Origin of the sequence: Pseudomonas sp. B6(2017) (assembly GCF_002112765.1) — a bacterium.
Taxonomy (GTDB): Bacteria; Pseudomonadota; Gammaproteobacteria; order Pseudomonadales; family Pseudomonadaceae; genus Aquipseudomonas; species Aquipseudomonas piscis.
In genome coordinates, this window is the sequence record NZ_NEIQ01000013.1 from 178,830 (window position 1) to 203,929 (window position 25,100).

22 protein-coding genes and 1 tRNA gene are annotated in these 25,100 nt (G+C 65.4%); 19 read left to right on the forward strand and 4 right to left on the reverse strand.

Translation table 11 applies throughout. From position 1 onward, the window contains the following. Positions 1 to 113 precede the first annotated feature (113 nt). The 6 genes from uvrY to CAG11_RS22370 all read left to right on the forward strand — a co-directional run bounded on the left by uvrY (position 114) and on the right by CAG11_RS22370 (position 5,180). A complete protein-coding gene (uvrY, locus tag CAG11_RS22345; protein WP_031320037.1) occupies positions 114 to 755 on the forward strand; it encodes a UvrY/SirA/GacA family response regulator transcription factor in 642 nt (213 codons plus the stop codon). Positions 756 to 758: 3 nt separating this feature from the next. Next, the gene (gene uvrC, locus CAG11_RS22350; RefSeq protein WP_085597979.1) at positions 759 to 2,582 is read left to right on the forward strand and encodes an excinuclease ABC subunit UvrC; all 1,824 of its coding nucleotides are present in this window, start codon (positions 759 to 761) and stop codon (positions 2,580 to 2,582) included. 32 nt (positions 2,583 to 2,614) lie between these two features. Next, positions 2,615 to 3,175, forward strand: a complete 561-nt coding sequence (pgsA, locus tag CAG11_RS22355) for a CDP-diacylglycerol--glycerol-3-phosphate 3-phosphatidyltransferase (protein ID WP_085597980.1) — start codon at positions 2,615 to 2,617, stop codon at positions 3,173 to 3,175. 65 nt (positions 3,176 to 3,240) lie between these two features. Then, positions 3,241 to 3,316: transfer RNA gene (locus tag CAG11_RS22360), tRNA-Gly, on the forward strand. Positions 3,317 to 3,576: 260 nt separating this feature from the next. Continuing rightward, the gene (gene hchA / locus CAG11_RS22365; RefSeq protein WP_085597981.1) at positions 3,577 to 4,455 is read left to right on the forward strand and encodes a glyoxalase III HchA; all 879 of its coding nucleotides are present in this window, start codon (positions 3,577 to 3,579) and stop codon (positions 4,453 to 4,455) included. Beyond that, positions 4,452 to 5,180 (forward strand): PA1136 family autoinducer-binding transcriptional regulator, encoded by a 729-nt coding sequence (locus tag CAG11_RS22370; protein WP_022639325.1) that lies wholly within the window; start codon positions 4,452 to 4,454, stop codon positions 5,178 to 5,180. Before hchA ends, CAG11_RS22370 begins: the two co-directional genes overlap by 4 nt. Positions 5,181 to 5,242: 62 nt before the next feature. Here CAG11_RS22370 and CAG11_RS22375 read toward each other — a convergent pair whose 3' ends face one another. Beyond that, positions 5,243 to 6,229 (reverse strand): NAD(P)H-quinone oxidoreductase, encoded by a 987-nt coding sequence (locus CAG11_RS22375; RefSeq protein ID WP_085598044.1) that lies wholly within the window; start codon positions 6,227 to 6,229, stop codon positions 5,243 to 5,245. Between the two features lie 164 nt (positions 6,230 to 6,393). Here CAG11_RS22375 and CAG11_RS22380 point away from each other — a divergent pair, with 164 nt between their 5' ends. The 7 genes from CAG11_RS22380 (at position 6,394) to CAG11_RS22410 (ending at position 12,955) form a co-directional block, all read left to right on the forward strand. Beyond that, positions 6,394 to 7,290 (forward strand): LysR family transcriptional regulator, encoded by an 897-nt coding sequence (locus CAG11_RS22380; RefSeq protein ID WP_085597982.1) that lies wholly within the window; start codon positions 6,394 to 6,396, stop codon positions 7,288 to 7,290. A 96-nt stretch (positions 7,291 to 7,386) separates the two neighbouring features. Then, positions 7,387 to 8,442, forward strand: coding sequence for a glycosyltransferase family 2 protein (locus CAG11_RS22385; RefSeq protein ID WP_085597983.1), 1,056 nt, complete (start codon positions 7,387 to 7,389; stop codon positions 8,440 to 8,442). A gap of 38 nt (positions 8,443 to 8,480) precedes the next feature. After that, a complete protein-coding gene (locus tag CAG11_RS22390; RefSeq protein ID WP_085597984.1) occupies positions 8,481 to 9,512 on the forward strand; it encodes a hypothetical protein in 1,032 nt (343 codons plus the stop codon). After that, the gene (locus tag CAG11_RS22395; protein WP_068580897.1) at positions 9,509 to 10,243 is read left to right on the forward strand and encodes a hypothetical protein; all 735 of its coding nucleotides are present in this window, start codon (positions 9,509 to 9,511) and stop codon (positions 10,241 to 10,243) included. The genes CAG11_RS22390 and CAG11_RS22395 overlap by 4 nt, the downstream gene beginning before the upstream one ends. Continuing rightward, entirely contained in the window at positions 10,240 to 11,331 is a 1,092-nt protein-coding gene (locus CAG11_RS22400; protein ID WP_085597985.1) for a hypothetical protein, read from the forward strand. The genes CAG11_RS22395 and CAG11_RS22400 overlap by 4 nt, the downstream gene beginning before the upstream one ends. Before the next feature lie 51 nt (positions 11,332 to 11,382). Next, the gene (locus tag CAG11_RS22405) at positions 11,383 to 12,003 is read left to right on the forward strand and encodes a phosphatase PAP2 family protein (RefSeq protein WP_085597986.1); all 621 of its coding nucleotides are present in this window, start codon (positions 11,383 to 11,385) and stop codon (positions 12,001 to 12,003) included. Beyond that, a complete protein-coding gene (locus CAG11_RS22410) occupies positions 11,990 to 12,955 on the forward strand; it encodes a fatty acid desaturase family protein (protein ID WP_085597987.1) in 966 nt (321 codons plus the stop codon). Before CAG11_RS22405 ends, CAG11_RS22410 begins: the two co-directional genes overlap by 14 nt. 41 nt (positions 12,956 to 12,996) lie before the next feature. Here CAG11_RS22410 and CAG11_RS22415 read toward each other — a convergent pair whose 3' ends face one another. The 3 genes from CAG11_RS22415 to nspC all read right to left on the reverse strand — a co-directional run bounded on the left by CAG11_RS22415 (position 12,997) and on the right by nspC (position 17,320). Continuing rightward, positions 12,997 to 14,736 (reverse strand): dipeptidase, encoded by a 1,740-nt coding sequence (locus CAG11_RS22415; protein WP_085597988.1) that lies wholly within the window; start codon positions 14,734 to 14,736, stop codon positions 12,997 to 12,999. A 210-nt stretch (positions 14,737 to 14,946) separates the two neighbouring features. Then, a complete protein-coding gene (locus tag CAG11_RS22420; RefSeq protein WP_085597989.1) occupies positions 14,947 to 16,191 on the reverse strand; it encodes a saccharopine dehydrogenase family protein in 1,245 nt (414 codons plus the stop codon). A 31-nt stretch (positions 16,192 to 16,222) separates the two neighbouring features. Further along, positions 16,223 to 17,320 (reverse strand): carboxynorspermidine decarboxylase, encoded by a 1,098-nt coding sequence (gene nspC, locus CAG11_RS22425; protein ID WP_085597990.1) that lies wholly within the window; start codon positions 17,318 to 17,320, stop codon positions 16,223 to 16,225. A gap of 233 nt (positions 17,321 to 17,553) precedes the next feature. Here nspC and CAG11_RS22430 point away from each other — a divergent pair, with 233 nt between their 5' ends. The 6 genes from CAG11_RS22430 to CAG11_RS22455 all read left to right on the forward strand — a co-directional run bounded on the left by CAG11_RS22430 (position 17,554) and on the right by CAG11_RS22455 (position 25,015). Continuing rightward, complete coding sequence (locus CAG11_RS22430; protein WP_085597991.1) at positions 17,554 to 19,497, forward strand: PAS domain-containing sensor histidine kinase; 1,944 nt, start codon at positions 17,554 to 17,556, stop codon at positions 19,495 to 19,497. 194 nt (positions 19,498 to 19,691) lie between these two features. Then, complete coding sequence (locus CAG11_RS22435) at positions 19,692 to 20,990, forward strand: NAD(P)/FAD-dependent oxidoreductase (protein WP_085597992.1); 1,299 nt, start codon at positions 19,692 to 19,694, stop codon at positions 20,988 to 20,990. Next, on the forward strand, positions 20,990 to 21,400 hold the full coding sequence (locus CAG11_RS22440; protein WP_022639313.1) for a RidA family protein: 411 nt from the start codon (positions 20,990 to 20,992) through the stop codon (positions 21,398 to 21,400). The genes CAG11_RS22435 and CAG11_RS22440 overlap by 1 nt, the downstream gene beginning before the upstream one ends. 70 nt (positions 21,401 to 21,470) lie before the next feature. Then, positions 21,471 to 22,148, forward strand: coding sequence for a DUF1028 domain-containing protein (locus CAG11_RS22445; protein WP_085597993.1), 678 nt, complete (start codon positions 21,471 to 21,473; stop codon positions 22,146 to 22,148). Next, positions 22,141 to 23,304: an acetylornithine deacetylase gene (argE, locus tag CAG11_RS22450; protein ID WP_085597994.1), complete on the forward strand. Its 1,164-nt coding sequence runs from the start codon at positions 22,141 to 22,143 to the stop codon at positions 23,302 to 23,304. Before CAG11_RS22445 ends, argE begins: the two co-directional genes overlap by 8 nt. Positions 23,305 to 23,524: 220 nt before the next feature. Next, complete coding sequence (locus tag CAG11_RS22455) at positions 23,525 to 25,015, forward strand: aldehyde dehydrogenase (RefSeq protein ID WP_085597995.1); 1,491 nt, start codon at positions 23,525 to 23,527, stop codon at positions 25,013 to 25,015. The last annotated feature ends 85 nt before the right edge of the window (positions 25,016 to 25,100 follow it).

A 25,100-nucleotide genomic window follows, 5' to 3' on the forward strand; every position in this document is an offset into this window, starting at 1 on the left:
TGCGTTGTTATCGCGGCTGATGTGTTTTTAATAGCGCATGTGATTAGGTTTGTACGGCGCTTTTTTGCTAAGGTGTCGGGCAACCTGTAAAGACCATTTCGCGAGGTGTCTGCTTGATTAGGGTGCTAGTAGTCGATGACCACGATCTCGTTCGTACGGGCATTACACGAATGCTGGCTGACATCGATGGCCTGCAAGTAGTCGGGCAGGCGGAGTCGGGAGAGGAATCCCTGCTCAAGGCGCGGGAGTTGAAACCCGACGTAGTCCTGATGGACGTCAAGATGCCAGGGATCGGTGGGCTTGAAGCCACGCGCAAGTTGTTGCGCAGTCATCCGGACATCAAGGTCGTGGCCGTGACGGTCTGCGAGGAAGATCCATTCCCTACCCGATTGCTGCAAGCGGGTGCGGCGGGTTACCTGACCAAGGGGGCGGGGCTCAATGAAATGGTCCAGGCCATCCGCCTGGTCTTCGCCGGCCAGCGCTACATCAGCCCGCAAATCGCCCAGCAGTTGGTCTTCAAGTCGTTCCAGCCTTCCAGTGAATCGCCGTTCGATGCGTTGTCGGAGCGGGAAATCCAGATTGCCCTGATGATCGTCGGTTGCCAGAAGGTGCAGATCATCTCCGACAAGCTGTGCCTGTCGCCGAAAACCGTGAACACCTACCGTTATCGGATTTTCGAGAAGCTCTCGATCAGCAGCGATGTGGAATTGACGCTGCTTGCGGTTCGCCACGGCATGGTCGATGCCAGCCTCTGAAAAATGACCGACCTGTTTGATCCCAGCGCCTTTCTTTCTACCTGCAGTGGCCGCCCCGGTGTGTATCGCATGTTCGACAGCGATGCGCGCCTGCTCTACGTCGGTAAAGCCAAGAACCTGAAGAACCGCCTGTCGAGCTACTTCCGCAAGACCGGCCAGGCACCGAAGACCGCCGCCCTGGTGGCGCGTATCGCCCAGATCGAGACCACCATCACCGCCAACGAGACCGAGGCGCTGCTGCTGGAGCAGACCCTGATCAAGGAGTGGCGGCCGCCGTACAACATCCTCCTGCGAGACGACAAGTCCTATCCCTACGTCTTCCTCTCCGATGGCGCCTTTCCGCGCTTCAGCATCCATCGCGGGGCGAAGAAGCAGAAGGGCAAGTATTTCGGGCCTTACCCCAGTGCCGGCGCCATCCGTGAAAGCCTGAGCCTGTTGCAGAAGACCTTCCTGGTCCGCCAGTGCGAGGACAGCTACTACAAGAACCGTACGCGGCCTTGCCTGCAATACCAGATCAAGCGTTGCAAGGGGCCGTGCGTCGGCCTGGTCGAGCCCGAGGTCTATGCCGAGGACGTGCGCCATTCGGTGATGTTCCTCGAGGGGCGCAGCAATGCCCTGACCGACGAGTTGTCCAGTGCCATGGAAGCCGCCGCCAGTACCCTGGACTTCGAGAAGGCCGCCGAACTGCGCGACCAGATCGGCCTGCTGCGTCGGGTCCAGGACCAGCAGAGCATGGAAGGCGGTACCGGCGATGTCGACGTGCTGGCGGCTTTCGTCAACCCCGGCGGCGCTTGCGTGCACCTGATCAGCGTGCGTGGCGGGCGAGTGCTGGGCAGCAAGAACTTCTTCCCCCAGGTGGGCATCGAGGAAGATGTGGCGCAAGTCATGCTGGCGTTCCTGGGACAGTATTTCGTCAGCAGTCCTGAGCGCGACCTGCCGGCCGAGTTGATCGTCAATGTGACCCATGAAGACTTTCCGATCCTGATCGCCGCCATCGATGAGTTGCGCGGTCGCGAATTGACCATCAGCCACAGGGTGCGTGGCACCCGGGCGCGTTGGCAGCAGCTGGCGGTGACCAATGCCGAGCAGGCCCTGGGCGCGCGCCTGGCCAACCGTCAGCACGTGGCAGCGCGTTTCGAAGCCCTGGCCGAGGTGCTGAACCTGGACGAGCCACCGCAGCGCCTGGAGTGCTATGACATCAGCCATTCCAGCGGCGAGGCCACCGTGGCTTCCTGCGTGGTGTTTGGACCCGAGGGGCCGCTGAAGTCCGACTATCGTCGTTACAACATCGAGGGCGTCACCGCCGGCGACGACTACGCGGCCATGCACCAGGCCCTGACCCGGCGCTTCAGCAAGCTCAAGGACGGCGAGGGCAAGCTGCCGGACATCCTCCTGGTGGACGGCGGCAAGGGCCAGATGGCCATGGCCCGCGATGTGCTCAATGAACTGGCGGTACCGGACCTGATCCTCCTCGGCGTGGCCAAGGGCACCACTCGCAAGGCCGGTTTCGAAACGCTATACCTGAACGACGCGGCCCATGAGTTCACCCTCAAGGGGGATTCGCCGGCGCTGCACCTGATCCAGCAGATTCGCGACGAGGCCCACCGCTTCGCGATCACCGGCCACCGCGCCCGGCGTGGCAAGGCTCGACGTACCTCGACCCTGGAAGGGGTGGCGGGGGTCGGCCCGACACGCCGGCGGGACCTGCTCAAGCATTTTGGTGGATTACAGGAATTGTCCCGGGCCAGCATCGACGAGATCGCCAAGGCACCGGGAATCAGTAAAAAGCTCGCAGAGTTGATTTATGCAAACCTGCACAGCGAGTAGAATGCCCAATCACCTCGTAGCCAGTTGTGCCGATGAATATCCCTAATCTGATCACCGTTCTACGCGTCCTGCTTATCCCGATCTTCATATTGCTGTTCTATATGCCTTATAGCTGGAGCTATATGGCAGCCAGTTCAGTCTTTGCCTTCGCGGCCGCCACCGATTGGCTGGACGGCTACCTGGCGCGACGCCTGGAGCAGAGTACGCCTTTCGGCGCGTTCCTCGACCCCGTGGCCGACAAGCTGATGGTGGCGGTGGCATTGGTGCTGCTGGTGCAGGAGCACGCCAACCTGTGGCTGACCCTGCCGGCAGCCGTGATCATTGGGCGCGAGATCGTGGTCTCGGCCCTGCGCGAATGGATGGCCGAACTCGGCGCCCGGGCGCAGGTGGCGGTGTCCAACATGGGCAAGTGGAAAACCGCGGCGCAGATGCTGGCGCTGGTGATCCTGCTGGCCAATCCTTCGGTCTTCAGCTTCTGGGTATTGCTGGGTTATATCCTGCTGATGGTGGCGGCAGGCCTGACCTTGTGGTCGATGCAGCAATACCTTCGTGCCGCATGGCCGCATTTGAAAATCGACGGCGAGAAAAAATAAGTTTTTTTGAATCAAGGGGTTGACGTTCATTCTGATTTCTATAGAATGCGCAACACCAAGACGTTGCGGGAATAGCTCAGTTGGTAGAGCACGACCTTGCCAAGGTCGGGGTCGCGAGTTCGAGTCTCGTTTCCCGCTCCAAATTCAGAAAAGCCACTCAGTCGAGTGGCTTTTTTTTGCCCGAAATAAATGTCTGCGCAACATGGATGAAAAGTCCGTTGTTTCGGAGGGGCATTACAAATTAACTGTCTTGCCTGGGGCGTTGATACCGTGATGAGCGAACTGCCTCCTGATAGCGGCAACCTCTTCTGGCCATGCTCGACTTGAGGGAAAACCCTCATTGCTGCCTGCGCGCTTTCCTACAATGATGATGGAATTCGCCCTGCACAATGGAGCAAGCCATGAGTCATACCCCCGCCGACGACAAACGCCCGACTCCGGATCCGGCCGAGGACAATGCGTTTTTTCCTTCGCCGTACTCGCTAAGCCAATTCACTTCCGCCCACTCCGATCTCAGTGGTGCCGACTACCAGCGGCCCTATACCGGTGGGCGCTGGAAGGTGCTGGTGATCGGTGCGGACGAGCGCTATCTGCTGACCGACAACGGCACGATGTTCTCCACCGGCAATCATCCGGTGGAAACCCTGTTGCCCATGTACCACCTGGACAAGGCCGGGTTCGGTTTTGATATCGCCACCTTGTCGGGCAACCCGGTCAAGTTCGAGTTCTGGGCCATGCCCTCCGAAGATGTCGAGGTCAAAGGCCTGTATGCCAAGTACCGCGACCAGTTCAAGCAACCCTTGAAGCTGGCCGAGGTCCTGGACAACGCCCTGGGCGCCGATTCCGACTACATCGGGGTGTTCATCCCCGGCGGCCATGGCGCGCTGATCGGCCTGCCCGAAAGTGCCGAGGTGAAAAAACTCCTGCAATGGGCCATGGCCAACGACAAGTTCGTCATTTCCTTGTGCCACGGCCCCGCGGCATTGCTGGCTGCCGGGCTGGGCGAGACCAGGGACTCCTGCCTGTTCAACGGTTACCGCATTTGCGCCTTCCCCGACGCCCTGGACGCCCAGACCCCGGACATCGGCTACATGCCCGGCCACCTGACCTGGAAGTTCGGCGAGCAGCTGTCCGCCCTGGGGATCGAGATCCTCAACCAGGACATTTCCGGGGCGGTGCACCAGGACCGCAAGCTGCTCACCGGCGACAGCCCGCTGGCGGGCAACGCCCTGGGCAAGCTGGCGGCCACCGCGTTGCTGCAAGCAGTGGCGGCCGGGTGACGGCGACCAGCGCTGAAGCGGCCCTGCACAGCGTTCTGGAATTGGAGCGCGCCACGGCGCTGCCTGCGATCCAGGCGCTGGTGCGGGGCCTGGCGGGCCCTTTCGGTTATGACCGTTTCGTGCTGTTTTCCGCCTCATCGGCCAGGGACGAAGTGCTCGAGCGCATCTACTGGGTCGAGGGGGACTGGTTCGGCGACGGCCAGGTGGTCGACGCCGCGACCTACGTGCGCCGCTGTCCGGTCACCCGGCATATCCTGGAGGCACGCGAGCCGTTCTTCTGGAGCAAGCGTGGTGACCGCTACCAGGTGGTCCGCCGCCCCCAGGGCGCCGGCCTGCATGGTCTGCAGGTACCGGTGTTCGGCCCCTTGGGCCTGGAGGGCGCCATGAGCTTGGGCGGTGAGCGGATCGACAGCAGCCCCAGGGTTCGGCTGATGTTGGGCAACGTCGCCAGTGCGGCGTTCTGTGCCGCACGGCGGTTGCTGGAGGTGGCCGTCAGCGACCCGTCCAGGCAGTTGTCGGATCGGGAGCGTGAAGTCCTGGCCTGGACCGCCGCCGGCAAGCGCCAGGCCGATATCGCCGTGACGCTGGGGTTATCCGGGCGCACCGTGGAAAACCACCTGCGGTCGGCGCGTCGACGCCTGGGCGCCAGTACTACCGCACAAGCCATCAAGGTGGCGGTGCGCAACGGCGAATTGGACGCCGTGCCCGGCCGCCAGGAGCCGTAGCCGAGTTGCCGGGCAGGGCACGGCCGAGGTCGTCATGGACAACCTCGGCCTGGGCTCCGGGGCTAGTGGGCGACGGTCAGCACCACCTTGCCGATGTGCTGGCCGGACTCCATCAGGGCGTGGGCCTGGTCGGCATCCGTCAAGGCGAAGGTCTTGAAGATCAATGGCTTGACCGCGCCGCTCTGGACGTGGGGCCAGACGTTGGATTCCAGCTCGGCGATGATCCCGGCCTTGTCCTCTGGGCTGCGCGAGCGCAGGGTCGAGCCCAGGTGGGTTAGGCGCTTGACCAGCATCGGGAACAGGTCGACCTGGGTCGCCGGGCCCTTGACCACGCCGATCTGCACGATCCGCGCGTTCATCGCTGCGGCCTGGAAGTTACGCGCCACATAGTCGCCGGCAATGATATCGACGATGACGTCGACCCCAAGCTGCTCGGTCCCGAGCAGCACTTGCTCGACGAAGTCCTCGCGGTTGTAGTCGATGGCCACGTCGGCACCCAGGGCCAGGCTGGCCGCCTGTTGTTGTGCATTGGCGACCGTGGTGAAGATCTTCGACGCGCCCAGGGCCTTGGCCAGCATGGTCGCCGTGGTGCCGATGCCGGAGGCGCCGCCATGCACCAGCAGCGATTCGCCGGCCTTGAACTGGCCGCGCTGGAACAGGTTGACCCACACGGTCATGAAGGTCTCGGGCAGCGCCGCGGCTTCGATCATCGACAGGCCACCGGGCAGGTGCATGGTGGTGCGCTCGTCGGCGACCGTGTACTGGGCGTAGCCGCCGCCAGTGACCAGGGCGATCACCGGGTCACCCACGCTGAAGCGCGTCACCTCGCTGCCCAGGGCCGCGACTTCCCCGGCGATCTCCAGGCCCGGGATGTCCGAGGCGCCGGCTGGTGGATCGTAGAGGCCCTTGCGCTGCAGCAGGTCGGGGCCGTTGACGCCAGCGGCGTGGACCCGGATCAGGATCTCTCGTGGGCCAGGGGTAGGCACCGCCCGGCGGGCAGGTTTCAATACCTGTGGATCACCCGGCCGGGTGATCTCGATAACAGTCATCTGCGCCTCTGGCGCACTATGGGAATGGCTCATGAATGGGTCCTGGTAAGGTGGATGCCGGCCGTTCGGGCTGGGGTGGGCAAAGGTTACGCAAGCGGGCCGGTGCCGGCGCGCGGCGATTTTGCGAGGCTGTGTTGCAATGATTCTTCATGGGGAAATCTTGAATGAACTGGGATGATGCACGGGTCCTGCTGGCCCTCGGGCGCGAGCTGACCTTGCGCCGTGCGGCGCGCGTGCTGCACGTGGACCAGGCCACGGTGGGGCGGCGTATCGCGGCCATGGAGGCGGACCTGGGATCGACCCTGTTCCTGCGCACTCCGGCCGGCTACCAGCTGACCAGCGTTGGCGAAATGGCCTTCGCGATGGCCGGGAAGATGGAGCAGATGGCCCTGGAGCTGATCCGGCGTACCGGGGGGATGGATAACGAACTGGCCGGCGAAGTGCGGATTTCCACCACCGACTCCCTGGCCTGTGATTTCGTGATGCCGGCGCTCAAGGCGCTGCACCTTGCGCATCCGGATATCCGCATCGTGCTCAACAGCACCTCCGAGGTGGTCAACCTGTCACGGCGCGAAACCGACATCGCCATCAGGAACCTGCGTCCGGACAATCCCGACCTGATCCTGCGCAAGCTGGCCGAGTGGCCGATGGGCCTGTTCGCAGCGCGCGAATACCTGGAGTGCCATGGCCAGCCCGAGCCAGGCACTGGCTTCAAGGGCCATGACCTGGTGATGTACGAGCCGTACTGGCGGGATCGTGCGCAGCCGACCTTGCTCGACGAGCCCATCGACCAGGCCCGGGTGGTGATGGCGGTGAACTCCAACATGTTGCTGCGACGCTCCATCGCCCAGGGCCTGGGCATCAGCGAGATCCCCATCGAGATGGGCCGGCGTGATGGCCTGGAGCGGATCTGGCCCGGGCGCACGGCCGGCAAGCCATATGAGGTGTGGATGGTCACCCACCAGGACCTGCGGCATACCACGCGCATGCGCCTGGTGATGGAGCACCTGGCGCGGTCCTTCGCCAATACTGGCGGGCCGGCGAATCCGCCGTTTGAATAATCCTCGGAATAATGCTGTGATTGCGCGCCTGAAGCCCGGCAGCCCTGCCTTTTCCTGAGATACCGCGCCATGGATAGCCAACAATCGACGACCCGGATGTCGCAACAGCCCGCCTGTGATACCGGGCCCCTGGCAGCGATCGCCGGCAGTGCCGCGCTGGTGCTGGAAACCAACAACCTGCGCGGCGGCAAGGACGCGGCGCAGGCCCTGGACAGCCTCAAGCACCTGGTAGCCCGCCTGGCTCGCCAGAGCCTCTGCCCGCAATCGCTCGGCCAATGGGTCATCACCCACGATGGCCTCGGGCAAGAGGCCCGGGAGGCGCTGTGCGCACTGGCCGGGCGAGTGCTGGAATTTGTCGAGATCGATCCCCGCACCGGTTACTACGAGGCCAAGAATATCGGTTTCGAGGCGGTCGACCAGGCGCGCTGCCAGTACGTGGTGTTCGCCGATGCCGACTGCCTTCCCGCCGGCCACTGGTTGGAGCAGTTGCTCTTGCCCTTCACCGAGGCGGATGCGCCCCTGGCCGTGGCCGGGCGCACCAGCTATGCCCCGAGCGTGGTCGGCAGCGCGTTGACCACCATCGACTTCATGTATTTCCCCAGCCCGCTCGGTGCCCGGGCGACCCGCAATTTCTACGCGAACAACGTGGCCTTTCGTTGTGCCACCTTCGAGCAGTATCGCTACCAGCCGCTGGACGGCGTCTACCGTGCCCACTGCCAGGTCATGGGGCTGCGCCTGCAGGCGGCGGGGGTGGCGGTACGCTACGTTCCGGCGGCCCATACCGAGCACCGGTTGCCCGACAGCCGTGGCGAAGTGTTCAAGCTGCGCTGGTTGCGTGGTGGCGACAGTGTCGACCTGACCCCCCACCTGGTGCGTGCCTATATGCCGGGCTGGTTGCAATGGCTCGGACGCAGCGGACCTATCGGCCCCTTGTGCGTGATGCTCGGGCGCCTGGGCTACAGCCTGCGCGCACTCAACCACCAGGACCTGCCGGCCGTGCATGGGCGGCGGCGCCTGGGTGCGATCCTGGCGATACTCGGTATCTCGTCCCTCGATAGCGCCGGCGCGCTGGTCCGCGGGCTGGGGTTGAACATCGGCCGTGCCAGCGCGCGCCAGGGGCAAGCCCTGTCCTATCACCGCCAGCTGGATTGATCCGCGCCGCCCCCTTGGCACTCCTACAGGAAGTTCCCATGAGCATGAAACCCCTGGCCGCATTCGGCTCCTCCCTGGCGTGCCTGGCATGGTTGGCGTGCGCCACCCCGGCCAGCGCCGCCCCCAGCGAAATCAACGGCCGCAGCGTGCTGCACTTCGTCTCCGGCAGTGGCTGTGCGACGGTCCAGGGCGGCGCCGCGCAAAACTGCAACCGCTTGGCCCTGGACGTGGCGGACGCACGGGCCAGCGTTGACCCGCAGGCGCGCACCATAGTGTTCAGCGTCGAGGCCCGGCCTGCCGGCAAGGGGGTGATCGGCGACGTACTGCTGCATGGCAGCGGCATTGCCAGCGACGGCCAGCGGGTGCCCTTGAGCTTGCAGGTACTGGTGCGGCGCTCGGGCAAGACCTGGAAGGCCGACACCTATGTACATGCGCCGGTGCGTGGCACCTTCCGGGATATCGCCCTGGACCCTTACCAGATCAGCGTCCACCAGGGGCGTGACGAGCACGTGCTGCTCAATCCCGAGCTGGCGCGCAAGGTCTTGGCGCAGCCATCGATCGCCGCCCGGGTCGCCAGCTATTTGGTGGTGGTGCGTCCCAGCGACGAGAAAAATCCGACGGCCGATGACATCACCATCGGCCTGGGGGTAGGGCGGATCTCGAAGTCGCTGATGCGTGCCCGCTTCAGCTCGAGGCAACCAGGCAGCCTGCCGCTGGACCAGGTGCTGGAGCAGGGCACCTGGAACCTCGACCTGCAAGCCTTGAGTGGCCAGATTCCGCGGTGGGTGGTCCAGCGCCAGCTGTTCGTCTTCGGCCTGGAGGACAGCCCCTTGCTCGAGGACGTGCGCCAGCGTGGCTTGCACAAGCACGACCGCCTGGAGCTGGGCGCGGTCAATGGCAAGGGCTACCTGCGTTACAACGGCCAGGAGCAGAGTTTCCCCGGGGCCACTGCCAGCGGTACGGCCTTCATGCGTGACAGCTTCATCGGCCTGATCCTGGCCTGGCATCGCAGCGCCCAGGCGGCCACGACTGCGACCCAGGGCGTGGACACCGCGCAGTCCGTGCCATGAGTGTTGGCGAAGCGCTTGCAAGCCAAGCGGACTTCAGTTGCCTGGACATGCCCCGGCCCCGTGGGTTGGGAGCCGTACAGGCGCGCCTGGTGGATCGTATCAAGCGCGTCGCCCTGCAGCGCCTGCATCGCAGCGTGCGTGGGGAGCGCTTGCTGCTGCGCATCTACCTGGCTGGGGAGGATGCCACCGAACGTGCGCTGCTGGATGAGTTGCTGCCGCAGTCGCCACCCTGGCTCGAGCGCCAGGTCGAGCGGCACCTGGCCGATGAGCAACGGCACGTGACGCTGTTCGCCGCGGCCCTGGGCGAGCGTGGCGGCGAAGGAACGGCACGCCTGGAACCGGATTGGCTCAGCCGGCGCAAGATCCTGCGCTGGCAGCGCCTGGCCCGTCGCTATGCGGGGCATTTCGAGCATGGCCTGCTGGTGCCGGCCTATGCCACCGGCCTGTGTGCCGAACAGATGGCGCAACGGGTGCTGAGCCGCCACTGCGCGGTCATCGGCGCCGAGCATGGGCTGTATCCGTTGCTGTCGCAGGTCCTGGCCGATGAAAAAGCCCATGTGCGCCTGTGCCAGGGCACCTTGCAACGCATTGTCGCCCCCCATGAAACCGTGCACCTGGCGCGCCTGCTCAAGGATATCCGCCGGGTCGATGCGAGCTTTGGCGTGACCGGTGCCCTGGCGATGTACCTGGCCGGCTGGGTGCTGGGCGGTGGGCGCGGCGCCATTCGATGACTCCACGCATTCTCTATCTCGCCACCGCCGATGCCCGTGGCCACCTGATGCGCGCGCAGTTGTTGGTGCATGCGCTGCGCGCGGCCGGCGCCCAGGTCGAGGTGCTGACCACGTCGGACCAGGGCCAGCGCTTCCTGCACAGTTTTGGGGTCCAGGCCGAGGTCCTTTCGCGGCACTATGCGGTGCAGTTCGACAGCCAGCAGAACATGCTGCGCCGGGCCACCAATCGCAATGTCGCCCAGTACCTGTTCCGTCCCGGGCGGATGCTGCGCGATATCCTTAAGCTGCGGCGCCGTTTGCGCGGCGTGGAGCTGGTGGTCAACGACTCCTTCCACCCGGCGTTGCTGTACATGGGCATGCTGCCGGGCTGGCGGCGCAAGGTGGTGCATGTGTACGGCGCGAGCCTGAAGGTGGCGTTGCTGAACAACTTCGACGGCATGTGGCCACGGCAGTTCGGGCGGTTGTTCGCCTGGATCGTCGGGTGCCAGATCAACGCTGCGCGGGCGCGCATCGAGCACGATTTTGCCTACGAGATCGACGATACCGTGGCCCGAGCGCTGTATCGCCTGCCGACCCCGGTGGCCCTGGCCGAGGCGGTGCAGGAACCGGCCGCGGTGGGCGCGGCGGTGTACCTCAATCCGCACTTTCGCGAACCCGGGCTGGCCGATGCCCTGGAGGCCGGCCTGGGCGATGCCGGCCTGGATCGGCACCTGGTGGGCGAGGGGTATGCCGGGCGCAACGGCTGGCTCGGGGTCGACCCGCACTGGGCCAGCCGCGCGGCCCGGGCGCAACTGCTGGTATCGGCACCCGGCATGGCGGCGCTGTCCATCGCCCGGGTCTACCAGCGGCCGATCATCCTAGTGGTGAGCGACCAGCCGGAGCAGGCCAGCAATGCGGCCCGGGCCAGCCGTTTGCAACTGCTGCACCGGGTGGTGACCTGGCGCGGCGACATTGCCGACTTTCGGCGCCAGGTGAGTGCGGCGGCGCAGCAATTGAGCGCGCTCGCCCCAGCGCCTGACGTGATGTCGGGCAACCAGCGGGCCCAGGCACGGATCGATGCCTGGGCCAACCATCTGCTTGGCTTGTGAGGGCGCCGCCTTGAGTCGCCATGTCCCCATGCCCGCGGCGAGCCGACAGCCATGACCGGCTCCTGGCCGCGTCAGGGGTCCGCCAATCCTCGGCAGGCCCTGGCGGCGGCGTTTGGCTTGCTGCTGGGGCTGGGCGCGTTCATCGGCCTGCAGCGCCTGGTCACGCCGCGTTATCAGTGGGTCACGCCGCTGGATGAGCTGATTCCTTTCGTGGCCCAGTCCTGGTTTCTCTACGTGCTGTTCTTTCCCTTTGTGCTGTTGGCGGCGGCCTACGCCAGCCAACAGGGCTTCAAGGCCTTGCGCAACGCAACCGGTATCGCCTTCGTCGTGAGCCTGTTGTGCTTCTGGCTGTTTCCCGAGCAGGTGCCCCGGCCGGATCTCGGCGAACTCGGCAGCGGCTTCCTGCAGCAGCGACTGAGCCGGATGTGGCAACTGGACCTGGCCTGCAACGGTTTTCCCAGCCTGCATGTAACCGTGACTTGCCTGGCCTGCCGAGCACTGTGGGGCCGGCGTGGCAAATGGCTGGTCGCCGGCAGCGGCCTGTTGATCTGCCTGTCGACCCTGACCCTCAAGCAGCACACCCTGGTCGACGTCGCTGGCGGCCTGCTACTGGCCCTGGCCTGCGCCTTGGCCACTCACCGACAAGGGAGCATTCGCCGTGTCCCAGCTTGAATCGCGTGCCGGGGCCAACCTGGCATTGCGCGCCTTTACCCCCGCCGCCGAGTGGTTCGTCCTCAAGCCCTGGATCGGCCTGTTGGCGTTGCTGGCCGACTGGGGCCTGATCGGCGTGGCATTCGCCTGTGCCGCCTATTGGCCGCACCCCCTGACGTACCTGCTGGCGGCGCTGGTCATCGCCCGCAGCCAGCTGGCGCTGGCGGTGATCATGCACGAGAGCGCCCATGGCGTGCTGTTGCGTCGTCAGTCGGCCAATGACCGGGTCGGCCAATGGCTGGCCGCCGGTCCGTTGTTCCTGTCCCTGCGCACCTATCGGGCCGGGCACCTCAAGCATCATCGCCAGCCCATGCTGCACGACGATCCGGTGGTGGCGGTGTTCGGCATCGGGGACTATCCACTGCCTCGGCGGCGCCTGGCCTTGCGCCTGGCGGCGGACCTGTGTGGGGCGGGGTACTTCATCAGCGCCTTCAGGTTGGTTCGCGGCGACTACCGCCACTGCCTGCCCAAGGTCGACAAGTCGCCGCGCCAGGTGCTCGGCGAAGTCCTGTCGATGCTGGTGGGCAATGGCTTGCTGCTGGGGCTGCTGGCCTGGTCCGGGCATCCATGGCTCTACCTGGGGTTGTGGTTGCTGCCGGCCATTACCTTGTTGCCGCTGATGGGGCGCGTGCGGGCGATCCTCGAGCATGCGGGCTTGCCCGCCAACGCCGACCAGAGCCAGAACGCCCGCAGCATCGTGGCGCCCAACTGGCAGACCTTCGTCTTCGGCCCCCACGGGATCCACTACCACATCGAACACCATCTCTACGTGCGCATACCCTTCTATCACCTGCGCAGCGCCCATCGCCAGCTGGCGGCCCGAGGGCTGCTGCCGGTGGAAAACCTTTATCGGGGCTATATCGCGGTGCTGCGGGATGTCAGCCGCCCGGCGCAGGACGCTGCGGGCGACTGAGGCAGGTGCACTGGCCCCAGGGGCCAGTGCCAAGGGGATGGCTAGAGCTTGGGCAGCTGTCCGACCCGGCCGACCATCTCGGTGACGATCTGCAGGTCCAGCAGGAACTGCTCCACGGTCTTGAACTCGTTGTCGGTGTGGCCGGTGTATTTCACCTCCGGACGCGCCAGGCCGAATTGCACGCCGTTGGGCAGTTCATGTACCGAGGTCGCCCCGGCGGAGGTGCCGAACTTGTGGGCCATGCCCAGGTTCTCGCTGGCCACGTCCAGCAGCGCCTTGACCCATTCGCCCTCGGGATTGCGGTACATCGGTGCGGCGACCGAGGTATTGAACTGCACCGCCACCTGGTTCTGCTTGCTCCAGGCCTCCAGCTTGTCGCTGATCTGCGCCTTCAGCGCCTCTGGCGCCTTGCCTTTGGGCACGCGCAGGTTCACCGCGACCTTCAGCGCCTTGTCATCCACGCTGACCAGGGTCGGCGAGGTGGTCAGCGGGCCCATGAAGGCGTCCGAGAAGCCCACGCCCAGCTTCTTGCCTTCGTAGTCCAGGCCCCAGTTGTCGGCGAGGTAGTGCGCGGCGTCGGTGAACGAGTTGTGCTTGAGCGCCACCTTGCCCTCCAGGCCGTGGACGAAGTCCAGCATCCGCGCCACCGGATTGACCCCGGACTCGGGCTCGGAGGAGTGGGCGGACACGCCGGTGACGGTCAGCAGCACGTCCTTGCCTTGCACCCGGGCGTCGATCTTGAAGTTGCCGCCGTGGCGCTTGACGTACTCGGCCCCGGCCTTCTGCAGGCTGGCCACCAGTTCGGCTGGCTGCTCGGTCACCAGGGTCGCCACCGAGGTGGAGGGGATCTGGTTGGTGGCCAGGCCGCCGGTCAAGTGGGTGATCTGCGCGCCCGTGCCCTCGGCGGCACGCTGGGCGAAGGTCGCCATTACGGTGCCATAGCCTTTCTCGGCGATCACCACCGGGTAGCCGCCATCGAGCGCCAGGTTGTAGTTGGGCACCGGGTTGTGTTCGAAGTAGTAGGGGATGGCATCGCCGCTGGTTTCCTCGGTGGTGTCCACCAGCAGCTTGAAGTTGCGGGCCAGGGGCAACTGCTCTTCCTTGACGATCTTCATGGCGTACAGCGCCACCACGATGCCGTTCTTGTCATCCTCGGTGCCGCGCCCGTACATCCGGTCGCCGATCAGCGTGACCTTGAACGGGTCGAGCCGGGTACCGTCCTGCAGCACCCAGTTCTCCGGGGTGACCGGCACCACGTCGGCGTGGGCGTGGATGCCCACTACTTCGTCGCCGCTGCCGGGCAGGGAGATCTCGTAGACGCGGTTGTCGACATTGCGAAACGCCAGGCCGAAGTCCTGGGCCAGGCCCTTGATCTTGTCGGCGATCTTGAGGAATTCCGGGTTCTCGTGCTGGGGCACGCCATCCACGCGGAAGGTGGGGATGGCCACCAGTTCGCGCAGGGTTTCAGTGGCGGCCTTGCCGTACTTGACCCGGGCATAGAGCCCGAGCAGGCGATGGATCTCGTTCTGCTGCTCGGCCGAGAGCGTCTTGCCGGCCAGGAAGCCATCGATGGCCGGGGCCAGGTGGGCGCTCTTGCCCGGCTGGCTCTTGGCGACCTCACCGATGAACTGGCGGAAGTCCTTGACCGAGGCGTCGTTGAAGTTCTTGAGGATGGCCGCGCTCTGTTGCGGCGTGATGTTGGCCTGGGCGACGTTGGCAAATGCCGACAGGCTGGCGAGCATCAGGGTGGCCGTGGCCAGGTGCTTGAGGGAAAAGTCCATTACGCAGGGCATTCCTTTGCAGGAGGTGGGTAGGGAATGTCTGATAGGCCAGACAGAAACCTTGCCAAGCTAACACTGCGCAGGAGGGCTGCGGGAGCCCCGGAAAGGGGAACTGTCGCACGGAAATGCAAAAGCGGCGCACAAACGAAAGATGTGTCGCCGGCGGGGCAGGGGGCGCCGCGGCGGGCGCCCCCTGCGTTGGGGACTACCTTAGATGGCGGCGTCCCACGGACGGTCGCCATGCTCGTCCTTGATGCGGGTCGGCAGGCCCATCACGTCCAGCGCCTTGAGGAACGGCTCGGCCGCCAGCTCCTCGACGTTGACCATGCGCTGCACATCCCACTCGCCACGGGCCACCAGCAGGGCGGCGGCGACTGGCGGCACGCCTGCGGTGTAGGAAATGCCCTGGCTGTCGGTCTCGGCGTAGGCTTGCTCGTGGTCGGCCACGTTGTAGATGAACACCTCGCGCGGCTGGCCGTCCTTGGTGCCCTTGACCAGGTCTCCGATGCAGGTCTTGCCGGTGTAGCCCGGGGCCAGGGAAGCCGGGTCGGGCAGCACGGCCTTGACCACTTTGAGCGGCACCACTTCCAGGCCTTCGGCGGTCTTGACCGGCTGCTCGGAGAGCAGGCCCAGGTTCTTCAACACGGTGAACACGTTGATGTAATGCTCGCCGAAGCTCATCCAGAAGCGCACGTTGGGCACTTGCAGGTTCTTGGACAGCGAGTGCACTTCATCGTGGCCGGTCAGGTACAGGTTCTGTGAGCCCACCACTGGCAGGTCGTCGGTACGCTTGACTTCGAACATGGTGTTGCTGGTCCACTGGCTGTCCTGCCAGCTCCACACCTGTCCGGTGAATTCGCGGAAATTGATTTCCGGGTCGAAATTGGTGGCGAAATACTTGCCATGGGAACCGGCATTGACGTCGAGAATGTCGATCGAGTCGATGCGGTCGAAATGCTGTTGCTTGGCCAGGGCAGCGTAGGCGTTGACCACGCCCGGATCGAAGCCCACGCCGAGGATGGCGGTGACGTTCTTCTGCTGGCATTCCTCGAGGTGTTTCCACTCGTAGTTGCCGTACCACGGTGGGGTCTCGCAGATCTTGCCCGGCTCTTCGTGGATCGCGGTGTCCAGGTAGGCCACGCCGGTATCGATGCAGGCACGCAGCACCGACATGTTGAGGAAGGCGGAACCGACGTTGATGACGATCTGCGATTCGGTCTCGCGGATCAGCGCCTTGGTCGCCTCGACATCCAGAGCGTCAAGCGAGAAGGCCTGGATATCGGCGGGCACCTTGAGGCTGCCCTTGGCCTTTACGCTGTCGATGATGGCCTGGCATTTGGAGATGTTGCGCGACGCGATAGCAATACGACCGAGTTCGTCGTTGTGCTGCGCGCACTTGTGGGCCACCACCTTGGCGACACCTCCTGCACCAATGATAAGAACATTCTTCTTCAATTTACTTACTTCTCCTTAATTACCTGCCCGTTCAGGAAAGGCTGGACAGGTAGTCTTCGAAACCAAACTCGCGAACCACTTCGACACTACCGTCGAGTTGTTTCACGACGATGGACGGCATTTTCAGACCGTTGAACCAGTTTTTCTTGACCATGGTGTAACCCGCCGCGTCAACGAACGACAGTCGATCGCCGATGGCCAGCGGACGCTCGAATTGGTACTCGCCGAAGATGTCGCCGGCCAGGCACGACTTGCCGCAGACCATGTAGGTGTGCTCGCCGTCGTTGGGGGCCATCTTGGCATTGAGGCGATAGATCAGCAGGTCGAGCATGTGCGCTTCGATGGAGCTGTCCACCACCGCCAGGTGCTTGCCGTTGTACAGGGTGTCGAGCACGGTGGTTTCCAGCGAGGCGCTCTGGGTGATCGCCGCTTCGCCGGGCTCCAGGTACACCTGCACGCCGTACTTTTCGGAGAAGGCCTTGAGCCGGGCGCAGAACGCATCCAGGGCATAGTCTTCGCCGGTGAAGTGGATGCCGCCGCCGAGGCTGACCCAGTCGACCTTGTGCAGCAGGTGGCCGAAGCGCTCCTCGATGTGATTCAGCATCTGGTCGAACAGGCCGAAGTCGCCGTTCTCGCAATTGTTGTGGAACATGAAGCCGCTGATCTGCTCGATCACTTGCTCGATCTTCGCCGGGTCCCATTCGCCCAGGCGGCTGAATGGACGAGCCGGGTCGGCCAGCAGGTAGTCGGAGCTGCTTACCTGGGGGTTGACCCGCAGGCCGCGGACCTTGCCGGCGGACTGTTCGGCGAAGCGCTGCAGCTGGCCGATGGAGTTGAAGATGATCTTGTCGCAGTTATCGAGCATTTCCTCGATCTCATCGTCGGCCCAGGCCACGCTGTAGGCATGGGTCTCGCCCGCGAACTTCTGCCGGCCCAGCTTGAGCTCGTACAGCGACGAGGAGGTGGTGCCGTCCATGTACTGCTGCATCAGGTCGAACACCGACCAGGTAGCGAAGCACTTGAGGGCCAGCAGGGCCTTGGCGCCGGATTGCTCGCGCACATAGGCGATCTTCTGCATGTTGACCAGCAGCTTCTGTTTGTCGATGAGGTAGTAAGGCGTCTTGATCATTGGGCGATCTCCGGCAGGGCCAGCCAAAAAGGTACGCATTGTGCCTTCAGTGTCCACAGATCGAAAGCACGGAAATGGATTTTCGCCGGATGGCCGCTTGTGCTCTTGCGTCATCGGCCAATGCATGCGATGAGGGGACCGTGGGCAGGCCCGCGCCCCCGGCTGTGCGAGTTGCCAGCGGCATGGCTGCCGGTCTTGCTCCTGTTCCTACGATATCGATAACGGAAGCCGTCATGAGTGATCAGCCTGCGCCTTGCAACCCCCTGAGCGACGATCGGTTCCGCCTGCTGGTCGACGCCGTGGTGGACTATGCGATCTACATGCTCGACCCCCACGGCCGGGTCGTCAGTTGGAACAGCGGTGCCAGGCGTTTCAAGGGTTACCAGGAAGCGGAGATCCTCGGCGCGCATTTCTCCTGCTTCTACACCCCTGAGGATCGCCAGGCCGGATTGCCCGACCGGGCGCTGGCGGTGGCCGCCGACCAGGGCCGCTTCGAAGGCGAAGGCTGGCGACTGCGCAAGGACGGTACGCGGTTCTGGTGTCATGTGGTGATCGATCCGATCCGTGATCCCCAGGGGTTCTTGCTGGGGTTTGCCAAGATCACCCGCGACATGACCGAGCAGCGGCGTGCCGAACAGACTCTGAAGCAGAGCGAGCAGCAATTTCGCCTGCTTGTGCAGAGCGTGACCGACTACGCGATCTACATGCTCGACCCCGAGGGCCGGGTCAGCAGCTGGAACCCGGGCGCCCAGCGCATCAAGGGCTATGCGCCCGAAGACATCATCGGCAAGCATTTCTCACTGTTCTATACGCTCCAGGACCGGGCCGCCGGCGAACCGCGCAATACCCTGGAGATCGCCGTGCGCCAAGGGCGCTTCGAGAAGCAGGGCTGGCGCATGCGCAAGGACGGTACGCAGTTCCTGGCCCATGTGGTGGTCGATCCGATCCGCGCCGACAATGGCGAGCTGCTGGGTTTCGCCAAGATCACCCGCGATATCAGCGAGGTGGTCGCGGCCCAGAAGGAGTTGGAAGCGGCGCGCGAGGCGCTGTTCCAGTCCCAGAAGCTGCAAGCCATCGGCCAGCTCAGCGGCGGTATCGCCCATGACTTCAACAACCTGCTGACGGTGATCCGCGGCAACCTCGAGTTGCTGCGCAAGCGCATCGGCGAAGATCCCAGGCTGTCGCGCCTGGTGGACAACGCGCTGCTGGGCACCGAGCGCGGCGTCACGCTGACCCAACGCATGCTGGCCTTTGCCCGCCGGCAGGAACTCAAGACCGAGGCCGTCGACCTGTACCCGCTGGTCCACGGGCTCGATGGTCTGTTGCGCAGCTCCGTGGGACCGCAGGTCACGATCCAGCTGGACGTACCCCAGGACCTGCCCGCAGTGCAGGTCGATGTCAACCAGTTGGAGTTGGCGCTGCTCAACCTGGTGGCCAATGCCCGTGATGCGATGCCCGCCGGTGGCGCGATCCTGATCCAGGCCCGGATGCCTGGCGCCGTCGACCTGCGCCAGCCACCCTGCGTCTGCCTGGCAGTGATCGATAGCGGCGAAGGCATGGATGAACAGACCCTGGCTTGCGCTACGGATCCGTTCTTTACCACCAAGGGCCTGGGCAAGGGCACCGGGCTTGGATTGTCCATGGTCCATGGCCTGGCCGAGCAACTGGGTGGCCGGCTGATGCTCAAGAGCTGCAAGGGGCAGGGCACCACCGCCGAGCTCTGGCTACCCTTGGCCACCCGCAGCGAGGCCCGCGCGTCCCGGCAACCGACAGGGGAATCGGGGCCGGTGGTCAGGTCCTTGTGCGTACTGCTGGTGGATGATGATGCCTTGGTGCTCGACAGCACCACGTTGTTGCTCGAGGACCTGGGCCATCGGGTGATCCGCGCCGCTTCCGGGGCCGAGGCCCTGGAGACCTTCGCGCAGTACCCGGGCATCGACCTGATGATTACCGACATGGCCATGCCGCGCATGGATGGTGCGCAATTGGTGGCGGCGGTTCGACAACTGCGCCCACAGTTGCCGATCGTGCTGGCCACCGGCTACGCCCGGCACCTGGGGGATGAGGTAGTCGGGTTGCCACGCCTGGTCAAACCTTATACCCAGGCGCAACTGGTGGCCGCCGTGGCCCTGGCGATGGTGCCGCGCACATCCCGGGCTCGCGGCCCGGACAACTGATACCGCGCCGCGCTGGCGGGTCTCGAGTCCCCAGGGACCTGCCTCGTTTTTTGCTCTGCAGCGAGCACATATTTAGTAATTTTCCTGCGCCAACGCCTGTCGCACCATCTGCGCATCCGACTTGACAACCCGGGTTCTGAAACAAGGCGCCGAGCCTTCCGCCGGCGCCTGCCGTCTCGCAGAAGGACACAGACATGAGCGTTGAACAAATACACGTGGATACCCTGGTGGTGGGTGCGGGCCAGGCCGGCGTGGCCATGAGCGAGCACCTGGGCAAGCTGGGCGTGCCGCACCTGGTGCTGGAGCGCAAGCGCATCGCCGAGGCCTGGCGCAGTGGCCGCTGGGATTCGCTGGTGGCCAACGGCCCGGCCTGGCACGACCGTTTCCCGGGGCTGGAATTCGACCTGGGCCCCGACGCCTTCGCCACCAAGGACCAGGTGGCGGACTACTTCGAAGCCTATGCCCGCCAGGTCGACGCGCCGATCCGCACCGGTGTCGAAGTGCGCCAGGTGCAGCGCAACGTCGGTCGTCCCGGCTTCACGGTCGAGACGTCCATGGGGCCGATCCAGGCCAATCGGGTGGTAGCGGCCACCGGGCCGTTCCAGCGCCCGGTGATCCCGCCCATCGCTCCTGCCGATACCCGGCTCCTGCAGATCCACTCCGCCGACTACCGTAACCCGCAACGACTGCCGGCAGGCGCGGTGCTGGTGGTGGGCGCCGGATCGTCCGGGGTGCAGATCGCCGATGAGCTGCAACGTGCCGGCCGCCAGGTGTACCTGTCGGTGGGCGCTCACGACCGGCCGCCACGCGCCTACCGTGGCCGTGATTTCTGCTGGTGGCTCGGGGTCCTGGGAGAGTGGGACGCCGAGATCGCCAAGCCCGGCCGCGAGCACGTGACTATCGCCGTCAGTGGTGCCCGTGGCGGCCAGACCATCGACTTCCGCGCCCTGGCCCACCAGGGCATCACCCTGGTGGGGTTGACCAAGGCCTTCGACGGCGACCGGGTGAGCTTCCAGGCCGACCTGGTGGACAACCTGGCCCGGGGCGACGAGAACTACCTGGCCCTGCTGGATGCCGCCGACGCCTACATCGCCCGCAACGGCCTCGACCTGCCGGCCGAACCCGAAGCCCGGCGACGCCTGCCGGACCCAGGGTGCGTGACGCGGCCGATCCTCGAGCTGGACCTGCGGGCCGCGGGCATCACCTCGATCATCTGGGCCACCGGTTATGCCGTGGATTTTTCCTGGTTGCAGGTCGACACCTTCAGCGAACAGGGCAAGCCCTTGCACCAGCGCGGCGTGTCCCGCGAGCCGGGGATCTACTTCCTCGGCCTGCCGTGGCTGTCGCGGCGCGGTTCGTCGTTCATCTGGGGTGTCTGGCACGACGCCAGGCACATCGCCGATCACATCGCCACCCAGCGCAAGTACCAGGCCTACGGCAGCGAGCCGGCCGGGTCCAGCGTCCATGCCTTCAGTTCCGTGGGAGCCCGTTGATGCCAGTCCATACCCGTATCCGCATGTTCAACACCAAGGACACCTATCCCAACCAGACCCTGGACAACGACCTCTGCCAGGCGGTGCGCGCCGGCAACACGGTGTATGTCCGGGGCCAGGTGGGCACCGATTTCGCCGGCAACCTGGTGGGGCTCGGCGATCCACGAGCCCAGGCCGAACAGGCGATGAAGAACGTCAAGCAACTGCTGGAAGAGGCCGGCAGCGAGCTGGCCCATATCGTCAAGACCACCACCTACCTCACCGATCCGCGCTATCGCGAGCCGGTCTACCAGGAGGTGGGCAAGTGGCTCAAGGGCGTGTTCCCGATCTCCACCGGCCTGGTGGTCGCGGCCCTGGGCCAGCCCCAGTGGCTGATGGAGATCGACGTGATCGCGGTGATTCCCGAGTGAGTGCCGTGCTGTGGTGTTTGGCGGCGCCGCTCGGCGCGTCCCAGGGGCCTTTTGGGGCCAAGGAGTTACCATGACTTTTTCCATCGTTGGGCGTTGCGCCGAAACCGGCCAGCTGGGCATTGCCATCAGTTCCTCGAGCATCGCCGTGGGCGCACGCTGTCCCTGGGTCCGGGCCGGGGTCGGGGCGGTAGCCACCCAGAACGTCACCCTGCCGGCCCTGGGCCCGCAGATCCTCGACCTGCTGGAGAGCCACAAGCTGGAACCGCAGCAGGCGCTGCAACAGGCCCTGGGGCGCAATGGCTGGAGCCAATACCGCCAGGTCACGGTAATCGACGACCAGGGGCGCACCGCGCTGTTCAGCGGCCAGCAGGCCCTGGGCACCCACAACGCCGTGGCTGGCGAGCAGTGCGTGGCGGCCGGCAACCTGTTGGCCGGGACCGAGGTCATCGAGGCCATGGTCCAAGCCTTCGAGGGCACCCCGGGGATGCTCGCCGAACGCTTGCTGGCGGCGATGCACGCCGCGATGCGCGCCGGCGGCGAGGCCGGGCCGGTGCATTCGGCGGCGCTGATGGTGGTGGACGACCTGACCTGGCCCGTGGTCGACCTGCGGGTGGACTGGGCCGAAGAGAACCCCATCGGCCAGCTCAATGACCTGTGGCAAGCCTATCGCCCGCAGATGCAGGACTACCTGACCCGGGCCCTGGACCCCACGGCGGCCCCCACCTATGGAGTGCCGGGTAATGAATGAGCCGTCGAGCCGTGAACTGCTGGCAAGGTTGGTGGGCTTCGCCACGGTCAGTCGTGATTCCAACCTGGAGCTGATCGCCTTCATCCGCGATTACCTGGCGGGCCTCGGGGTCGACAGCGAGCTGATCTACAACCCCGAGCGCACCAAGGCCAACCTGTTCGCCAGCATCGGTCCCGACGACCGTGGCGGCATCGTGCTCTCCGGCCACACCGACGTGGTCCCGGTGGATGGCCAGGCCTGGACGGTGGAGCCCTTCGTGCTGAGCGAGCATGAAGGGCGCCTGTACGGGCGTGGCACGGCAGACATGAAGGGGTTCATCGCCGCGGTGCTGGCGGCGGTACCGGTCTTGCTCCGGCGGCCGTTGCGGCTACCCGTGCACCTGGCGTTCTCTTATGACGAGGAGGTGGGTTGCCTCGGCGTAAGGCCGATGCTCGCCCGCTTGCAGGCCCGAGCGCACCGGCCAAAGCTGTGCCTGATTGGCGAGCCCACCGAGCTGCGGCCAGTGCTGGGGCACAAGGGCAAGCTGGCCATGCGCTGCCAGGTGCGGGGCGCCGCTTGTCATTCGGCCTATGCGCCCCAGGGGGTCAACGCCATCGAGTACGCGGCGCGGTTGATCGGCAAGCTCGGGGAGATCGGCACCCGCATGGCGCAGCCGCAGCACCATGACCCACGGTTCGATCCGCCTTTCACCACGCTGCAGACCGGCATCATCGCTGGTGGCCGGGCACTGAACATCGTGCCGCAGGATTGCCAGTTCGATTTCGAGGTGCGCACCCTGCCGGGCTTCGACCCCCGGCAGGTGGTGGACGAGTTGCAAGCCTATGCCCAGCAGCAGTTGCTGCCCGGGATGCGCGCCGTGCACGCCGATACCGCCATCGACCTGCAGCCCTTGAGTGCCTATCCGGGGCTGGCCACCGCGCCCGACAGCGAGGCTGCCGAACTGCTGGCGCTGCTCACTGGTTCCCGGGAGTTTGGCACCGTGGCCTTCGGCACCGAGGGCGGCTTGTTCCATGAGGCCGGCATCCCCACGGTGGTGTGTGGGCCGGGCAGCATGGGCCAGGGACACAAGCCGGATGAGTTCATCAGCCTGGAGCAGCTCGCGGCCTGCGATGCGCTGCTGCTGCGCCTGGCGGACTGGCTGGCGCAACCGGCCTGAATCGATCTCGTCCGCCGACCCTGGCACAGCCCCGCGCGCCAGCCCGGGCTGCGGTTCGCGAGGGCTCTGCGACGGGCTGTCGAGGCTTATCTTGCTACAGAGCTTTTTCATGGGACTGGAGCATATTTTTAGTATTTTTCCTCCGCTCCCCAGTGACGCACCATCGCCTTGAACTCCTATAACAACCAGGCCGTCGCAACGGCCGACGAGGGCATGCAGCGTGTTCGATCTTCGTTACTGGCAGCAACGGGCTGCCCAACAGACATTCATAGACCAGGCGCTGATCGGCGGACGCCGCCAGCCGGCGCGGTCAGGCGCGACCTTCGACGCCATCAATCCCGCCACCGGCCAGGTGCTGGCCCAGGTCAGTGCCTGCAATGCCGACGATGTCGAGCTGGCAGTGGCCAGCGCCCGCCAGGCTTATGAACAGGGGCCCTGGGCGCGCATGGCCCCCGGACAGCGCAAGCGGGTACTGCTGCGCCTGGCCCAGTTGCTGCTCGAGCACCGCGAGGAGCTGGCCTTGCTGGATTCGCTGAACATGGGCAAGCCGGTGATGGAAGCCTGGAATGTCGATGTGCCTGGCGCCGCCAACGTCTTCGCCTGGTACGCCGAGAGCATCGACAAACTCTACGACCAGGTAGCCCCCGGCGCGGCCGACAGCCATGTCAGCATCCGCCGCGAGCCACTGGGGGTGGTCGCTGCGGTGGTGCCCTGGAACTATCCCCTGGACATGGCCGCCTGGAAGTTGGCACCGGCCCTGGCGGCCGGCAACTCGGTGGTGCTCAAGCCCGCCGAGCAATCGCCGTTCTCGGCCCTGCGCCTGGCCGAGCTGGCCCTGGAGGCCGGCCTGCCCGAAGGCGTGCTCAACGTGGTACCGGGCCTGGGGCCCGAGGCCGGGCGCGCCCTGGGCTTGCACCCGGATGTGGACTGCCTGGTATTCACCGGGTCCACCGAGGTGGGCAAGTACTTCATGCAGTATTCGGCCCAGTCCAACCTCAAGCAGGTCTGGCTGGAGTGTGGCGGCAAGAGCCCGAACCTGGTGTTCGCCGATTGCCAGGACCTGGACCTGGCCGCCGAGAAGGCCGCGTTCGGCATCTTCTACAACCAGGGCGAGGTGTGCTCGGCCAACTCGCGACTGCTGGTGCAGCGCAGCATCCACGATGAATTCGTCGAGCGCCTGCTGGCCAAGGCCCGGGACTGGCGCCCCGGCAATCCCCTGGACCCGGCCAGCCGCGCCGGGGCCATGGTCGATGCACGCCAGGCTGCCAGTGTCATGGCCCATATCGAGCGGGCCCGGGAACAGGGCGCGCAGTTGGCCTGTGGTGGCCGGCGCCTGCGGATCGATGACAGCGACAACTACATCGAGCCGACCATCTTCACCGGTGTCCAGCCGCAGATGAGCATCGCCCGCGAAGAGGTGTTCGGCCCAGTGCTGGCGGTGAGCGCATTCGACAGCGAGGAACAGGCCATCGCCCTGGCCAACGACAGCGTCTACGGCCTGGCGGCCTCGCTGTGGACCGACGACCTCAACCGGGCCCATCGCGTGGCCCGGCAGCTGCGGGTCGGCACCGTGTCGGTGAACACCGTGGATGCCCTGGACGTCACCGTGCCCTTTGGCGGGGCCCGGCAGTCGGGTTTCGGCCGCGACCTGTCGCTGCACGCCTTCGATAAATACACCCAGCTCAAGACCACCTGGTTCCAGCTGCGCTGAATCCTGCTCGATGCCTTGCGGCGCCGTGCGGGTGCCGTCGCGCCTGCCGCCCTGGCGGCAGGCTCACAACAATAAGAACGGAGTA

Coding starts and splice junctions, on each gene's coding strand:
- CAG11_RS22440 (WP_022639313.1), top strand. CDS start 20,990: ATGCCAGTCCATACCCGTATCCGCATGTTCAACACCAAGGACACCTAT.
- CAG11_RS22430 (WP_085597991.1), top strand. CDS start 17,554: ATGAGTGATCAGCCTGCGCCTTGCAACCCCCTGAGCGACGATCGGTTC.
- CAG11_RS22390 (WP_085597984.1), top strand. CDS start 8,481: ATGAGCATGAAACCCCTGGCCGCATTCGGCTCCTCCCTGGCGTGCCTG.
- CAG11_RS22445 (WP_085597993.1), top strand. CDS start 21,471: ATGACTTTTTCCATCGTTGGGCGTTGCGCCGAAACCGGCCAGCTGGGC.
- pgsA (WP_085597980.1), top strand. CDS start 2,615: ATGAATATCCCTAATCTGATCACCGTTCTACGCGTCCTGCTTATCCCG.
- CAG11_RS22375 (WP_085598044.1), bottom strand. CDS start 6,229: ATGACTGTTATCGAGATCACCCGGCCGGGTGATCCACAGGTATTGAAA.
- CAG11_RS22435 (WP_085597992.1), top strand. CDS start 19,692: ATGAGCGTTGAACAAATACACGTGGATACCCTGGTGGTGGGTGCGGGC.
- argE (WP_085597994.1), top strand. CDS start 22,141: ATGAATGAGCCGTCGAGCCGTGAACTGCTGGCAAGGTTGGTGGGCTTC.
- uvrC (WP_085597979.1), top strand. CDS start 759: ATGACCGACCTGTTTGATCCCAGCGCCTTTCTTTCTACCTGCAGTGGC.
- hchA (WP_085597981.1), top strand. CDS start 3,577: ATGAGTCATACCCCCGCCGACGACAAACGCCCGACTCCGGATCCGGCC.
- CAG11_RS22380 (WP_085597982.1), top strand. CDS start 6,394: ATGAACTGGGATGATGCACGGGTCCTGCTGGCCCTCGGGCGCGAGCTG.
- nspC (WP_085597990.1), bottom strand. CDS start 17,320: ATGATCAAGACGCCTTACTACCTCATCGACAAACAGAAGCTGCTGGTC.
- CAG11_RS22405 (WP_085597986.1), top strand. CDS start 11,383: ATGACCGGCTCCTGGCCGCGTCAGGGGTCCGCCAATCCTCGGCAGGCC.
- CAG11_RS22400 (WP_085597985.1), top strand. CDS start 10,240: ATGACTCCACGCATTCTCTATCTCGCCACCGCCGATGCCCGTGGCCAC.
- CAG11_RS22385 (WP_085597983.1), top strand. CDS start 7,387: ATGTCGCAACAGCCCGCCTGTGATACCGGGCCCCTGGCAGCGATCGCC.
- CAG11_RS22395 (WP_068580897.1), top strand. CDS start 9,509: ATGAGTGTTGGCGAAGCGCTTGCAAGCCAAGCGGACTTCAGTTGCCTG.
- CAG11_RS22415 (WP_085597988.1), bottom strand. CDS start 14,736: ATGGACTTTTCCCTCAAGCACCTGGCCACGGCCACCCTGATGCTCGCC.